The following is a 14,475-nucleotide window of genomic DNA, read 5'->3' as shown; positions in this document are numbered from 1 at the left end:
TCCCCATACAAGCCCGGATGGAGCGGAAGCATAATCCGGAAAGTGCCGCAGCCGACCGAGCGGTCCCGGATTACGCTTTTGCTCCATCCGGGCTACGGCTACGTCCTGGACTGTCCCCTACACCGCATCAAACGCGCGTATCGGCGGCAGATTGCCAGTGAACTTCTCCACCTCCACCGTCGTCAGCTGTCCCGTGCAGCCCTGCGCAAACGACGAAGTGCCGACGTCGCCGGTGAGGACGTTCGGATTGCCGTGAACGCAAAGCGGCGCTTCGTCCTCGGGGTCCATCGGATCGTACCAGGCGCCGGTCGGAAGCTGGACGACGCCGGGCGCGATGCCGTCGGTGACGTGGACAGCGGCGAGGCAGGCGCCGCGGTCGTTGAACAGGCGGATGATGTCTCCGTCGGCGATGCCGCGCGCGTTCGCATCGCGCGGGTTCATGCGTGCGACCTCGCGGCCGCGATGTTTTGCGGCAAGCGAGTATCCGCCGAAGTCGAGCTGGCTGTGCAGGCGGGTCACCGGCTGGTTGGCGACGAGGAAGCAGGGCGCCTCTGGCTTGGGCATATCGGTCTTGTCGAGCCAGACCGGATGGCCCGGACAATCCGCATCGCCATGGCCTGCGATCTTGGCCGAGAAGATCTCGATGCGTCCGCTCGGCGTCGGCAGACTATGCGCTACCGGATCCTCGCGGAAGCGGCGCAGCCTGCCGCCGTCGTCGGGCTGTTGCGGCACGACCAGGCTGCCGCGCTGCCAGAATTCCGCGAAGCTCGGCGCCTCGAGGCCGCGCGCCTTGAGCGAGGCGCGGGTCGGCTCGTACAGATGCTCCAGCCATTGCCGTGACGTGCGCCCTTCGGTGAAGGGCTTGCGGGCACCGAGACGGTCGGCGAGATCGGCGAAGATGTCGTAGTCGTCGCGCGCCAGCCCAAACGGCTCGGCGATGCGGTGCATGGCGACCATCAAGGGATCGTTGCTGGAGTAGCCGATGTCCTCGCGCTCGAGCGTCATCGTCGAGGGCAGCACGATGTCGGCGTGGCGGGCGGTGGCGGTCCAGGCGAGCTCATGCACGACCAGTGTGTCGACCTTCGCAAACGCCTTGCGCAGGCGGTTGATGTCCTGATGGTGATGGAATGGATTGCCGCCGGCCCAATAGACAAGGCGAATGTCCGGGTAGGTGCGCGTCTCGCCATTGTAGCGATAGGTGCTTCCAGGATTGAGCAGCATGTCGGCGATGCGCGCCACCGGAATGAAATCGGCAACACCGTTGCGGCCCTGCCCGAGCGTCGGCCCCGGCACGTCGTTGACGCGGCGGCCGTAATAGCCGATGGCGCCGAGCGAATAGGCGTAGCCGCCGCCGGGCAGGCCGATCTGGCCGAGGGCCGCCGCCAGCACCATGCCCATCCACACAGGTTGTTCGCCGTGTTCGGCGCGCTGCAGCGAATGGGAGACGGTGATGAGTGCGCGCTTTCCGGCAAGCCGGCGCGCGAGGTTGCGGATCGCGCCCGCGTCGACGCCGCAGATCGCGGCGGCCCATTCGGCGTGCTTGGGTTGGTCATCGCTCTCGCCGGTGAGATAGCGCAGGAACACCGGCCAGCCCGCGGTGTAGCGATCGAGGAAGGCCTGGTCGTGCAGACCTTCAGCCACCAGCGTGTGAACGATGCCGAGCATCAGCGCAGTGTCGGTGCCGGGCACGCAAGTCAGCCATTCGGCGCCGGCTTCCACGGGAAGATCGTCACGCAGCGGGCTGACCAGGATGAACTCGCAGCCGCGGCGGCGCGCCGCATCCATGGCGCCGCGCTCGACATGCTTGCTGATCGAGCCGCCGGCCACCATGGAGTTCTTCAGCGCCATGCCGCCGAACGCCAGCACGATGTCGGTCTCGGATGCGATCTGCTCCCAGGTGACGTTGCGCTTGGTGATGTCCTCATAGCCCGCCAGGATCTGCGGCAGCAGCACCGAGGATGCCCCCGAAGAGTAGCTGTTCACCGAGCGCACATAGCCGCCCATCGCGATGTTGAGGAAGCGATGAACCTGGCTCTGGGCGTGATGGAAGCGGCCTGCGCTCGACCAGCCGTAGGAACCGCCGAACACGGCGCCGGGGCCGCGCGTGTCGCGGATCCGCGACAGCTCGTCCCCCAAGAGGTCGAGCGCCTTCTCCCAACTGACGGAGACGAATTCGTCGCGGCCGCGGCGATCGTCGGGACCGGGACCGCGCTCAAGCCAGCCGCGGCGGATCGCCGGCTGGCTGATGCGCGCCTGGTGGCGCAGCGCACCGGGAAAATTGTCGATGATGCCGTTCGGATCTGGATCCCCGGCATACGCCCTGACCTCCAGCCCGGCCTCACTGTTCCGCGCCGAAAACACGCCCCAATGCGAAGTGTGCGGCTTAAAACCGTCCGACAGATCGAGGCCGGGGTCGGAGAAGCCAATCGTGTCGTCCATCGTCTCGTCCTCATTCCAGCCCAAGGGGGAAGGCAGGAATGCCGTTCCCGTCGCAGTTCGGATGGCACTATACCGATCCAACCTGCCCATGTCGTCGGGATCAGGGTTGACGAAACCGCCGGGCGCGCCGGACGGTCCGTGTCCTGCCGGGGGGCGTCCGCTACGGGACGATTTCAACGCAGTGTCCGAAGGATTGCATTCGCTATAGTAGCCGGCGATGCATCCTTCCGGGATGTCGTAGGCCCCCACACGAAGGCCGCCGACATGGCGATCGACACCGTCGTCGACTACGGTGGCCAGGGGCACCATGCACCCCTCATGCGGACCCATCCTCTCGTTGTCGTTGTGATGCATCCGAACAATATCGCGCGAGCCTTTGGCGACGAGATAGGAACCAGCGGAAACGCTTGCGACTTAGCGAGTTGGAGAGTTCGGAGCACGATCAAGATGGGCAATAGCGGCGTTGGCATGCTTCTCGGTGACACCTCGGCTACGATGGTGTGGATCTTGTTTCTTGGCGCCTTTGTGCTGGGAGGGGCGATCCTGTACGGCATGAGCAGGTCGGGCCATCTACGCCGAAGCGAGCGAGCTCAACTCGATCGAAATACGGAGGCGGCGCAGGATCTCGATGATCCGCAGCGGCGGACAGGAGCTGCCAATCGGCAAGTTGCGCGGGGGAGCAGCCGGGCTCCCGCGAACAGTGCCATTGCGTGGTCGGCCGGCGCAGCGCTCGTGATCGCTGTTATCCTCATTGTTGCTGTCTACAATGGACGCGACGTAGGTCCGCAAACGACAACGTCCGCCCCGAACAGTGCTTCAAACGTGACTACGGGTTCGGCTGCGCCAGGGAGCCCCAGCAAATAAGCGGGTCTGCATCGGCAGGTGTCAGGCAGTGCTCCTGATCGCAGGAGTCCCTTCTTGCTTTCCAAACGCGCGTCCCTGACTCGCACCCGCGACGGGGGTGCAAACCATGAGGGCCGTCCAAGCGAGCTGCGCTTCCGGTTGATACTGTCTGCCGATTACCGTGACGTCGTCCGCCGGGCTTGGCGCAAGTCCTCCGACCACCTTTCGATCTCGCGCGAGTCGGCGGACAATTCCGCGCCAAGTTCCCCCGCGAAACTTCGCCATGCCGGCAGGTTGCTCTGGGGTACGCCGATCACAACCGCAATGTTGCGGTCCATCGCGTTGGCGATCAGCTCGATCAACCCGTCCCCATCGCACTCGGCCTTGCCGAATTTATTGAGCACCAGCACGTCGGGTGAACAGTCGAGGCTTCTTTCGATTTGAGCGGCAACATGCGCAAGCGCCGCCTCGTCAAGCCGACAGCCCGAAGCCCCTGCGCCCCGATCTTCGAATATCGGCGTGCGATACCCCGAGGTGAGATCCTCGAGCACCACATCGCATCGCCGCTCTGGCGCAGCATCGACCACGTGCTGCAAGACCCCCGCGAGCGCGAGGCCGCGGCCACGACAGGACGCGACGAGCGCTTCGAACGCCGACGCGGGATAGTTGTTCTGCGGATAGACGAGCGCGGTCAGAAGCGACACACGCGAAGACCGAGCTTCAAAGCTGGAAATGGAAGGACTGGCGGGCACGCGGTTCACCTTTATGGACTGGCTGTTGACTGATCAGGGGCGGCATGTGCCTTCGCAATCGTCACTCAACGAGGATTGGAGCGGCGATATCGATCCGGTCGTCTTTCTTCATGTCGATGCCGAGCGACAGCGACCACTTTCCGCTCGATGCCGCCGTCATGCGGACCCGCCACTTGTCCGCAGCGACCCGCTCGGCTGCGGCGGTGACAGGTGCAATATTCCTGTCGGGGTTGGACAGCGTTACAGATAGCGCAACGACCGCCAGCGGCTTCTCGTCGCCGTCCTCGAGCTGCACCAGAACCTCGACAGGACCTCTGCGGCCCGGTGTGATCGTCACATCAGCCATCACCCGCGTTCCGCAGATATGGGTAAAGAACGATTCATCGACAGGGGCGGCCTTTACCGGCGACGCAGCCGCGACGGGCGGCGGTTCTATCGACGCAATCTGTAATCTCGGACCCTTGGCGCCGATGCTGCCCACCTCAAAGATTGTGTCGATCCTGCCGCTGCGCGCGAAGTTCAGCGAGACCGGAATGCGCTGGCCCTCCTCGAACGGCCCGGTCAATCCGACGAACATGATGTGATCGCCGCCCGGAGCGAGCGTCACAATTGCGTCCGCAGGGATCGCCAATCCGTCGTCGAGCGGACGCATCGTCATGATGCCATCCTGCATCGACATCTGATGGATCTCGAGCTTGGCCGCCGCCGGGCTCGATGCCGACAAAAGCCGGTCGGACTGCGCGCCATGGTTCTCGATGGTGAGATAGCCGCTCGCAACCTTCGCTCCCTTGGGAGTGGCGCGGCTCCAGGCCTGACTGATGGCGACGTCGTGAGCGGCCGTCGCCGTGGCGCCGGGAAAGGCAAGCAACGCGGAGGCAACGATCATGATCCTTGGCAGCTGGTAGAGCATGGCGCGGTCTCCGATCAAATCCGACACCAGCGAGAGCATTCGGCGGCATCGAGCCCGGATTATCTCAGATGCGTGGTCCCGATATTGCCCTAGCGCAAACGGGAACGAGTCAGTGGCTAAGGCTCGACAAACTTGGGTCGGCCCCTGAGCTTATTCCGCCGAAAATGGGTATCCGTATCCGCCGCCGCATGGGCATATAGCGGCCCCTCCGACAACACTCTTTTCCGGTTCCTGAGGAGCCGGCCGAACGATAGGCTTGGCCAAGATCAGCTGCGATGCTCGCGAGCCTGCCGGTCTCCAGTTGGAGCCGGCCGCAGGAGTTAACGGGATTATGCGTTGCCGTGCCGTCGCACACGCACGCCTCCACAATAGGAACAATATCCGCGGGGACCGGTTGGACCACCGTTGAGTTGTGCAGGGCGCCAGGCGGTACGGTCCCAGCACCGGCCATCCCTCGGGGGCGAATCCCGTGATGGACCACGCGACCAGAGTTGGTAATCGTTTGTTAGCAGCGTTGCCGCCGGCAGATTTTGCTTTGCTTGCACCCCATCTACGGAAAGTCGTGCTCGAGCGCGACGCAGTGCTGGTCCGATCGGGCGACCGGATCGAGCACCTTCTCTTCCCCTGTAGTGGCGCGATCGCCTTTATCGTGGACTTGCCGAATGGGCAGACTGTCGCCACGGGGGTGATCGGCCATGAGGGGGCCATCGGTCTGACATCGGCGCTTGGCGCATCCCGCTCACCCCTGACGGCGGTCGCCCGCGTACCAGGGTCCCTGCTGCAGATCCCGGCGGCGCAATTTCTGCCGGCGCTGGGTCGCAGCCCCGCGATCGCATCCATGGTGCATATCTTCACGAGATCGCTGTTGACGCAATTTCAGCACGTCGCGGCCTGCAATGCACTGCATTCCGTCGAGGCCCGGATGGCGCGCTGGCTGCTTCACATCCACGACCGGACGAATGACGGCAATTTCCTCCCTTTGACGCAAGAGACCATGTCGGAGTTACTGGGCGTCCGCCGCACCACCGTCACGCATGTCGTGAGCGCGTTGCGCGCGTCGAGAGCGTTGAAATCCAACCGGCGCGGTCAGCTCGAGATTGATCGGCCGCGACTCGAAGCCGTAGCATGCGAGTGCTACAAGGTGATGAGCCGCCGGATCGATCGGATCGTTTCGCAGGGCTCAGCAGGGCGTGTTCACGCCGCGCCGACGCGAGACGCCTGTCAGCCGCCCGGCAAGCGACTATCCAGGGCAGGCTCGTAGACCCAAGCCTCTCTCGCAAACCACTCGTGGGTAGCCGCGCAGACCCGGCAATAGGTGCGCGAGAAGAATACCGCGCTGCAGCGGAACCTTTCGCGATCGGTCTCGATACCCGTCGAAATGGCGTCGCCCGTTTCCGGGCACTTGATCATCACCATACCCATCTTGATTTCCTGCAACCTTTTGCGGACTCTGAGCATGCCGGTCCGCCATCGGCTGGACCGCGCCTTCTTCTGAGACGCTGGTCCAGCCGATCCACGCGGCCGGTAGCCTCAGTTCAGACGGGCCTGTGCAATAACCGGTTGAAGCTGGTCTTCATGGGAGCGGTCGTCTCAGTCGCGACCTTCTGCGCGAGTTCCCAAAGCTCGCGATTCTGTGCGGTGGCGACTTCGAAAGCTTCGCGGCTTCGAGTAGCCGAAAGATTCACGATATCGAGCAGCGACCGGGTCTCAGCGAGCTGGGACATGAATTCCAGCGTGGCGCTGGTATTGTGTTTGGAAATCTCGATGACCTTGGCGCCGTAATCAGCGGCGCTCTCGGCGCTCTTGAAACAGGCTTCGCGGACAACCTCGCTGACCTCTTCGGAGGCCGCTTTCACCTTCTCGATATTATCCTTGGCCCGTGTGGTGCCCTGCTCGGCGAAATTGCGGAAGAATTCCTGGAGATTTATCAGCGGTAAATCGAACCTCGGATTTGCACCATTCGTACTCCCATTTACCGAATCGGCACGCGCTTCGACTTTCACATTGGTATCATTCACGAGCTTTCATCCTTTCAAGCGAAACCAGATAATGGATTGAAGAACTCCCCGAGGTCTCCCACCGCACGCTGCGCCAGGAAACCAGTGCCCTATTCTCGGCACGTGGGATGCTGCGGATCAACCGACACCCCAAGGCCGAAGCCGACTATGATCGATCAAAGTCGCGTCATCCGTTCGCTTTCGGACGCTCGTTGAAAAAATTTCGATTTATCGCGACCAAGTGGCAGGCATGAGCTCTGCGTCTGCGAAGTTGCAACGACCGCTCGGTTGCACTCTGAGCTCGCTCGCCGTCCGAGATGGCCCGACTGGCGCAGCTCGCGCTGCCGGTTCTCTTCTCGACCTACTCGGTCTCTGAGACTTTCAAGTTCTGCGAGTTGGGAGGCAAGCGCTTCGAGACGCTGGCGAAGAACAGCAACGGGGTTGTCCACTCGAGCGCACATTTTCATGTGAGGTCTCCTAGCGAAATGTCTGGGAGAATTGCCCCAACTTTAATGGCCGGGAACAATATGCAATCAAAAATATGCAATCATCGGGAAAAACGCGACTAACTTTTAGATGCCGCATCGCCAGTAACGATGCGGCGGCGCGTTAAGAAAGTACTCATGCGTCCAGGCGCGCGGCACGCGCCCTTTCGGGCCAGGCTGTTCGGCATGCGCTGATAGCGGGACGCGCCATGTTAATGCTCGGAGCCGGTTGCGCTCGAAACTCGAGTGGTGTCTCGCTCGCATTCGGGGTTGTGCTTCCGCTCCTCGTCTTCTTCATCTGCACAATCGACCCCTCCATATGCGCTCGGGCTTCCAGAGTTCCCCCCCGTCGCGAAAGGCCCTTTGCCACCGGCCGCTCCGCCCGATCCGCCGCCACCGCCGGATGATCCTCCAGTACCAGATGATCCACCAGGGCGCCCCCCAGATGCGCCACCACCTCCGGGTGACCCGCCGCCAGAGGACCCGCCGCCAGAGGACCCCGACGCTGCAGAAGACGGACGATCGTTGTCGAAGAATGACTGGCCCCTGTCGTCACTATGCGTTGCTCCGTTCTGTCCACCTGAACGCGCGATGGCTGCCGAGGTCAGCGAGGTCGACAGCAGCAGCGTCATGACGGGGGGTGTCACGGCCGCGAATCTTCCGCAGGTTTTCAGGAATGCCCGCCGGTCGTCATCTTCATTGCCGTCCCGGGTCACGATGCGCTCTCCCAGATTTAAATCTAGTTTCAGTCGTATTATATATTAAATATGTTTTCAACCAGAACTTTTGTTTAAATGATGGAAGCTGTCGAGCGTGCGCCGGATGGATCGCTATCATTCCCATGACCCTCGAGTTTCTAGCCCTCGCCGGCGCCGGCGCCCAATCTGGACTCCCAAACCATTATTTAATATATATCTTTCTAATTTATCTTGGGCAGCGCACAACTGGAGTGGATGATTGCGATGCCACTGCAATTTCACCGGCCCGTCGCGAACATGGAGATCTGGAGCGCCAGCGGCGATGGCTTCTCGTTTGTGATCAGCCTTGGGAGCCCCACCGGTCCGGGCTTTCACGGACGTTCCGGCTACCTGGCGAGTTGGCGACCGCTCTACCAGAACAATGGCGCGATCAAGATCAGCGGCTCGCCCTTCCGAACGTTCGCCGAGGCCGAAGGAGCCTGCCGCCACATGGCCGAGCATCTGGGCGCTGCAACCGATCCTTACCGCCCAATATGATGCGCTTTCCAGCTAACGCGTACGTTCCGAAAGGACATTGTCGCGCTTGACGTCCTCGTCATTTCGAACTGCCGGATCCCGCTGTAGTAGGACGGAGCGGTCGAGTTCAGGTGGGGCCACATGCTGCCCGTTTTGCGAAATTGCCAATGCCGCGAGAACTGTCCGATTGCTGATATCCAGCTTCTGGAAGATGTGATGAAGGTGGACTTTGATCGTACCGTCGGCAATGTTCAGGCGACGCCCAATCTCCTTGTTGGACAGCCCCTCCGATACGAGCCTCATGATCTGCCGCTCCCTGTCTGTGAGTTGTGTCAGAGGCCTCTCCTCACCCGCGCGAGACTCCCAGCTGACCTCCCCATCCGTGCTCGGCGACCGCGATGCCAGTCCCTGGCCCTCCGCAACCTTCCGCAGGGTCGCGACCAACATCTCCGGATTCGTATCCTTCGTGAGGACGACGCAGGCGCCGTCCGTGGCCAGCCTTTGCAGCTTTCGATCGCCGGCCTTATCGGCGAAGAAAATGACCCGGGTACGCTGCCCAGCGGTGTTTGCGAGAGCAAGGAAGTCCGGCCGACTGATGTTGGGCATTGCAATATCGAGCAGTGCAATGTCCGGCACAAGAAGTCGGATCGCCTCGATGCAGCCTGCAGTATCGCCACAGGAGGCCACGATCGCAAAATCGTGCTGCGTCGCAAGGACGCTGCTGATCCCCTGCAAGACGATCGGGTGCCGATCCGCGATGACGATTCTGATGCGGCGCATGCTTCCCTTGCCTATCGCCAACAACCCCCCATGCAGCAGTTTAATCCAACCTTCTCTCTAAGAGACGCGCGGGAGGCATGACCAATCCATTCTGCCAAAAAACTTCGCACTACCAATTTCGTCACGGCACGCATCGGCAACGCATGATGGCCACATCACTGTAACTCGCTTGGAGAATGCGTGCAGCACCGTAGGAATGCGGCCCCTCATGGAAAAACCGAAATAGCCGATTCATTGACAAAACAGCGCCCCTCCCGCAATGCTAGATTGCTGCGCTCTGCAAACTCTCCCACAGATTTATCTGTGCAGTCATCGGCTGCTCAGTCAGCATTGGTTAACATCCATCTAATGCGTTACCGGCCACTTATTACGAACGGTATATAGGGATATTCACGATTCAAATCTAACATTCGACAAATTTTCGCCGGAGCGAGGCAATCTGAAAAGCCTCGAACCCAGAACAGGAAGAGGAGGTGCAAAAAGTAATACTATTCATCGAGATTAATACGAGGCTGATCATCAAGCGCTACAGCGGCTGGAATCCTTCTGATCTCAGTCGCGTGCCAGGCGGGGAGGCTCAAAAATGAGGGGCACGAATTTTTTCCAACCATTGATCAGACGTCTCGAACGATAACTGCTCTGCTTCAATAGTAGCACCGATGAAAACCTGGTCAGCAAAGTTGGGGCGACATTTTCGCTCACCCAGCAACTTCAATCTGCAGTCACGGGTCATCGCTGGTAATGAGTAGGTGGTCACATGTATTCTTCGGCTGTTTTGCGGCAAACGCATGAAGCTCTGATCGTTCAATTTACCGAATTGCAGAATTTACGTAGTCGCGTGTTGATGGCCGAGCAGCGCTTGCTCGGTCCAATGCGAAGGGTCCGCCGGCGGAGACCGGCTGGGAGGCGACCGGTCGGTCGAACGTGCGGACCCGGCCGGTAGCATCAAGAAGCACCGCAGTGCACACTGGCGTCCTGCGCGCGAGCCGATCAGGCTTGCCCGACCGGGCTTCGACCTGATAAGCCCCCCTCCTATTTCAAATCGGAAGTAGTGGGGACGGCTTCCATGGAGAAGGACGAGTGGGCTTCCGCGACCACAGCCGAGCTGTGGCAGCTTTACGATGAGGTGACGACTGTTCTTAGTCGGAGAATGATCGCGGAAAAAGCCAAGCTCGAAGAGCGGCTTCGCAGGATAGAGGGCACTTCCGGGGCCCCCAACGAGGAACGTGCGCGCCGTCCCTACCCGCCAGTGCTGCCGAAGTATCAGAACCCGAAAAACCCATCCGAGACCTGGTCCGGTCGCGGTAAGCAACCCCGATGGCTGAAAGCGCAGATTCGAGCTGGCAAGAAGCTGAACGATCTGTTGATCAAACGCTCATCCAGCCAAACGCGCCGCCGGACGGGCTGAGCCCCGGCCGTCGCCGCGACGGCGTTTACAGCGCAATGGCGCGCCTGTCCGTTTGGACGCAACCTTTAGCGATCGCGATCTTCCTTACCGTTACGACTGCCGTCACCGCCCCCATTCCCGTGGCCATTGTTGCCATGCACAATATGAGCGCCCGAACGAGCGATGGCAGTTGAGGTCAGAGACGTGGAAAGCAACAGCGTCATAGCTGGAGGGGTAACGGCGGCAAATTTTCCGCAGCTCTTCAAGAACTCGCGACGATCTTCATTCTCGGTATCAAGGTGAGCCATCGACATCGTCCTGCAACAACCAGCTGACAAAATATGCCAGAACCCGGCGGAACTCAACTTAAATGTGTTAATTGAATGATTTAAATTTGCAGCTTGCGAATTTAATCTGCCAGCCCGTTTGGTCCTCGAAGAATGCTGGATCCGCGCGAGACAGCGATAATGTCTTGGCGCCTCGGGATATCGCTATTGACCAGCGAATTTGCCCATATGGTGGCGCGATCACCGATCTTTACGCCCCATCTGAATTACCGAATTCTGGCCAATAAATATATAGGACTCCACACGCTGGCGGGCCTTCTCCGCTGCCTGAACAGTCCAGCCAAGTAACGTGGTGAGCGCCGCCACTATTGCAGTTGCCTCATGGATCGGCTCGGGGCCGTATTGCGCTAGAACCTCCTCCTCTGAGATCAGAATGCCGGGAGGCCCGAGCGTCTCGACTGTCTCGCGGATCATCCGCAGGGCCGCCCATGCGTTCTGCAAATTCTCGCGCCAAATGGCGTCGCTATCCGTCATCTGAATTCTCTAAAGCAGTTGTGCCTGGTCAAAACTCCCAGGACACGGCCGGATGAGTCCGGTTCTTCACCAATGCTTTTGCCGGCCGCCGCGGTAGGGCCCATCGCGGTGCTTCGAGACTAGCCCTCCAGGCCCATGGCGGATTGATCCCATCGCTGCGGCCGAGATCGACACCCGCCTCGCTGTCTGCCTTCGATCAGCACGCCATCAATACCGAAGTTTACGTGCAGGCGCGCGAGATCTTCGTCCTGTTCGAAAGCCTGCTCAATGCCGCACAAACAAAGCGCACGCGGTTTCTCCGCGAGATTCGGAACCAGCGGCTCGTAGGTGTATCGATGCGTCAGCGGCGGCGAGAGATCAGACTGAGATCCCGAGCCCGACCGCAATGCGAAACGAAAGCGACTCCTTTGCACCCGGCGCGATAGCGCCGGGTTTGGTGTGAGCTCATCGTGGAAGGTCGTGGTGCTCGCACAACCGCGCCATGGCTCGATGCACAGGAATGGAGCCCCGGACGGCTTTGATCACAGCCCGAGCTCGCGGAAGCCGCTCCACGACATCTCCACCCAAGGCCCCTGCCCGGCCGCATAGCGGACCGACGTGCTGGCGATCTAATCGAAGATGATTGCGTCGTCCGCAAACTGATTTTCAGTCAGGTGAAGCTTCCCATTGCCGACCGGACTGCGCTCGGCCGACGCTCCTATCGGCGGACAGGAAAGCCTCGTCGTGCGGGAAGGTCAGCGAATAGCCCTCTTTGGATAGCGCAGGCAGCAGCGGCCAGTTGAACGCGGGCTGGTCGCCAACTGACGAGTATTTTGCGGCTCGTCCTGCGGTGGAGGGCTCGCAGCACCCACGCAATAGCCGCTGTCTTTCTGTCGAGGTGACCGCAGTCATCACAAAGCGCAGTGAGGGGTCTCATGCTCCTTTCCCGCCGATCGCCGCCCACAGCCGACTATGACTGGGCATTTGTACACGAACCCAGCTATAGGGGACCCGCGACCAGGGCGTGATCTGCGGCGCAAGATTGTCGAGCACGAGATCGCCGCTTCGCGTGCGTACGAGAAGCACCAAGTGATGCTCTCCGGAACTGACGATCACTTCGCTCAATAACAGGGTCCGCGCCGGCCAGCCGCGCCGAAGCAGTTCGTGACGCTTGCTCACCGCGTAGTCGTTGCAATCACCGCGATCGGGGTTGATGATCCACTCCTCGCCTGCAAGGCCGAGTTCGTTGCGCAACGGCGCAATCGCCAAGTTGACCGCCCGATTGATCTCCTTCAGATCCGCCCACCGTTCCTCGGTCAGCCGGATCGGCCCACCCCGGAACGAGCGTCGCGAGCGACACTCAGCCTCATTACGCAGGCAGAAGACAGTGTACGCGAAAGGCGGTAGCGTCGGGCTTCCCAGCTTGATGTGCCGAAGGGCCGCCTGCAGGAGCGCCGGGGCGCCCACGCGTCCTGCGCTCGCCCATTGAATTCCTCCGATCATGACCGCGACCGCCATCGAGATGACTGAGCCCGAGGTTCGATACATCTGCCGATCCCCCTGCTAACGCCAAATCGAGGTTCGGATCCACTGGGAGCGCGGCCACAGTCCGTACCGCGCCAGTTAATAATATTGCTTTTAAATTTAATATTATTTGACTTAATTATCAATGGTTATTTAATTAATTAAATAAATGACCATTTAGACCCCAGGAGGAGCCTGCCAATCACTCGACAAGCGTGACAGCGAGTCGCGTCCATGGACCCTGCGGGAGCGTGTGAGCGCGTCTAAGGGGACTCCCGCCCTCGCGCTATGTCGGCCATCATCTGCAATGCGTCCGCGCGGGCGCTCCGTCGGTTTGGACGGGATTTTCACTCGTCCGGGCGACAGGCGTTTGCAGCGATCGGTCAGCGCACACGCATGGGATCTGGCGCGGCTGACGAGTAGAATAGTCGTTTCCGCGATTGCTAGGCGAACTCACTCGCGACAGCCCTGCACGCACGGTTCAGGAATGCAGACCGACACGATTGACGCTGGCGGTGCGCCAGAGGCATGCTGGTTTGACAGGCATTCTCGCATCACAATTAATGCAACAAATTTAACGGCGCTCGCGATTTAATGATTGATTTAACCAATCGCGGGGCAACCGTATGCGAACGACGTTTCCTGCGGCGGAACCGAGATGGCACATGCTAGATGAACTGGTCGTCATTCTAGGCGCTGAAGCCTCGGTGCTTATCTTCATCACAGCGGCGACTTTGCGCGCCAAGCGAATGGACGTGCTAAGTGGACGGTTTTTCGAGCAAGCGGCAACCTCGCTTGCCGGCAATCCTCCGCTATCGGTCCGCGACTACGCGCGGGATTTACTGCGGCGGGCCAGGACGCGGGGGCCATATGGCCAGGACCACTCAGCCATCTCCCACAGTGGCTCGGCCTAACCAGAAGCCTACGGACGAGCCCTCGAACCAAGCTGGTAAGGCATCTTGGTTCGTGGCTCGTTCCAGCCGACTTGACGCATCTGTTGGCCAAGCCCACGGTCGCCACGCATTTCGACGGACTGGTCGCAGGCAAGGCGCACCGGCCTCGTGAGTTCGGCGTCAAGGTCTCTGTCGCCACCACGCTGGCGCACGCCTGCGGCGGTTAGTTCGTCACCCATGTGAAGGCGCTACCCGGCAACCCCTATGAGCCATCCGTCATCTCGGACATGGAGGCGTTGATCGGCAACATCATCGAGCGCTTCGTTCTCCACAAATGCTATCGCGGCCACAATGCCTCACCAATCGAAACAGAAAAAACGTAACGATAACAATTGATTGACCGAAGTGCAGAACATCAATTGTTCCATCAAATTAACCGATTAATATCTGT

The 14,475-nt window shown here is 60.7% G+C and carries 12 protein-coding genes and 1 pseudogene; 4 read left to right on the top strand and 9 right to left on the bottom strand.

The features are described 5' to 3' along the window. Nucleotides 1-117: 117 nt before the first annotated feature. The 3 genes from FXV83_RS29940 to FXV83_RS29925 all read right to left on the bottom strand — a co-directional run bounded on the left by FXV83_RS29940 (nt 118) and on the right by FXV83_RS29925 (nt 4,944). On the bottom strand, nt 118-2,439 hold the full coding sequence (locus FXV83_RS29940) for a molybdopterin guanine dinucleotide-containing S/N-oxide reductase (protein ID WP_148743189.1): 2,322 nt from the start codon (nt 2,437-2,439) through the stop codon (nt 118-120). Between the two features lie 1,019 nt (nt 2,440-3,458). After that, nucleotides 3,459-3,986, bottom strand: a complete 528-nt coding sequence (locus tag FXV83_RS29930) for a DUF2478 domain-containing protein (RefSeq protein WP_235940307.1) — start codon at nt 3,984-3,986, stop codon at nt 3,459-3,461. Nucleotides 3,987-4,095: 109 nt separating this feature from the next. Continuing rightward, entirely contained in the window at nt 4,096-4,944 is an 849-nt protein-coding gene (locus FXV83_RS29925; RefSeq protein WP_148743187.1) for a copper chaperone PCu(A)C, read from the bottom strand. Between the two features lie 472 nt (nt 4,945-5,416). On the opposite strand from FXV83_RS29925, the gene FXV83_RS29920 reads away from it, so the two are divergent. Continuing rightward, entirely contained in the window at nt 5,417-6,205 is a 789-nt protein-coding gene (locus tag FXV83_RS29920) for a Crp/Fnr family transcriptional regulator (protein WP_187436261.1), read from the top strand. Here FXV83_RS29920 and FXV83_RS44375 read toward each other — a convergent pair. Both FXV83_RS44375 and FXV83_RS29910 read right to left on the bottom strand, forming a co-directional pair. Further along, nucleotides 6,166-6,366: a hypothetical protein gene (locus FXV83_RS44375; RefSeq protein ID WP_148743185.1), complete on the bottom strand. Its 201-nt coding sequence runs from the start codon at nt 6,364-6,366 to the stop codon at nt 6,166-6,168. The two genes, FXV83_RS29920 and FXV83_RS44375, sit on opposite strands and share 40 nt — an antisense overlap. A gap of 113 nt (nt 6,367-6,479) precedes the next feature. Further along, on the bottom strand, nt 6,480-6,947 hold the full coding sequence (locus FXV83_RS29910) for a phasin (protein WP_235940306.1): 468 nt from the start codon (nt 6,945-6,947) through the stop codon (nt 6,480-6,482). Between the two features lie 1,441 nt (nt 6,948-8,388). Between FXV83_RS29910 and FXV83_RS29905 the strand changes: the two genes are divergently transcribed. Continuing rightward, nucleotides 8,389-8,661 (top strand): hypothetical protein, encoded by a 273-nt coding sequence (locus FXV83_RS29905; protein WP_187436260.1) that lies wholly within the window; start codon nt 8,389-8,391, stop codon nt 8,659-8,661. A gap of 12 nt (nt 8,662-8,673) precedes the next feature. Here the strand turns inward: FXV83_RS29905 and FXV83_RS29900 are convergent, their stop codons facing one another. Continuing rightward, nucleotides 8,674-9,420, bottom strand: coding sequence for a LuxR C-terminal-related transcriptional regulator (locus tag FXV83_RS29900; protein ID WP_148743182.1), 747 nt, complete (start codon nt 9,418-9,420; stop codon nt 8,674-8,676). Nucleotides 9,421-10,486: 1,066 nt separating this feature from the next. Between FXV83_RS29900 and FXV83_RS29895 the strand changes: the two genes are divergently transcribed. Further along, entirely contained in the window at nt 10,487-10,828 is a 342-nt protein-coding gene (locus tag FXV83_RS29895) for an H-NS histone family protein (RefSeq protein ID WP_148743181.1), read from the top strand. A 65-nt stretch (nt 10,829-10,893) separates the two neighbouring features. Here FXV83_RS29895 and FXV83_RS29890 read toward each other — a convergent pair whose 3' ends face one another. The 3 genes from FXV83_RS29890 to FXV83_RS29875 form a co-directional block, all read right to left on the bottom strand. Further along, nucleotides 10,894-11,121, bottom strand: coding sequence for a hypothetical protein (locus tag FXV83_RS29890; RefSeq protein ID WP_235940301.1), 228 nt, complete (start codon nt 11,119-11,121; stop codon nt 10,894-10,896). 213 nt (nt 11,122-11,334) lie between these two features. Continuing rightward, a complete protein-coding gene (locus tag FXV83_RS29885; protein WP_148743179.1) occupies nt 11,335-11,628 on the bottom strand; it encodes a hypothetical protein in 294 nt (97 codons plus the stop codon). Nucleotides 11,629-12,540: 912 nt separating this feature from the next. Next, nucleotides 12,541-13,155 (bottom strand): transglutaminase-like cysteine peptidase, encoded by a 615-nt coding sequence (locus FXV83_RS29875; protein WP_148743178.1) that lies wholly within the window; start codon nt 13,153-13,155, stop codon nt 12,541-12,543. A gap of 1,018 nt (nt 13,156-14,173) precedes the next feature. Between FXV83_RS29875 and FXV83_RS44365 the strand changes: the two are divergent. After that, nucleotides 14,174-14,380, top strand: a pseudogene (locus tag FXV83_RS44365) (IS5/IS1182 family transposase); the annotation flags it as partial. Between the last annotated feature and the right edge of the window lie 95 nt (nt 14,381-14,475).

Source organism: Bradyrhizobium hipponense (assembly GCF_008123965.1).
GTDB lineage: Bacteria > Pseudomonadota > Alphaproteobacteria > Rhizobiales > Xanthobacteraceae > Bradyrhizobium > Bradyrhizobium hipponense.
This window is presented reverse-complemented; position numbering and strand designations above follow the sequence as displayed.

Bases quoted from the DNA above. Each gene is read 5' to 3' on its own strand.
- FXV83_RS29920 (WP_187436261.1), top strand. From the start codon at position 5,417: ATGGACCACGCGACCAGAGTTGGTAATCGTTTGTTAGCAGCGTTGCCG.
- FXV83_RS29875 (WP_148743178.1), bottom strand. From the start codon at position 13,155: ATGTATCGAACCTCGGGCTCAGTCATCTCGATGGCGGTCGCGGTCATG.
- FXV83_RS29890 (WP_235940301.1), bottom strand. From the start codon at position 11,121: ATGTCGATGGCTCACCTTGATACCGAGAATGAAGATCGTCGCGAGTTC.
- FXV83_RS29895 (WP_148743181.1), top strand. From the start codon at position 10,487: ATGGAGAAGGACGAGTGGGCTTCCGCGACCACAGCCGAGCTGTGGCAG.
- FXV83_RS29905 (WP_187436260.1), top strand. From the start codon at position 8,389: ATGCCACTGCAATTTCACCGGCCCGTCGCGAACATGGAGATCTGGAGC.
- FXV83_RS44375 (WP_148743185.1), bottom strand. From the start codon at position 6,366: ATGGGTATGGTGATGATCAAGTGCCCGGAAACGGGCGACGCCATTTCG.
- FXV83_RS29885 (WP_148743179.1), bottom strand. From the start codon at position 11,628: ATGACGGATAGCGACGCCATTTGGCGCGAGAATTTGCAGAACGCATGG.
- FXV83_RS29925 (WP_148743187.1), bottom strand. From the start codon at position 4,944: ATGCTCTACCAGCTGCCAAGGATCATGATCGTTGCCTCCGCGTTGCTT.
- FXV83_RS29940 (WP_148743189.1), bottom strand. From the start codon at position 2,439: ATGGACGACACGATTGGCTTCTCCGACCCCGGCCTCGATCTGTCGGAC.
- FXV83_RS29900 (WP_148743182.1), bottom strand. From the start codon at position 9,420: ATGCGCCGCATCAGAATCGTCATCGCGGATCGGCACCCGATCGTCTTG.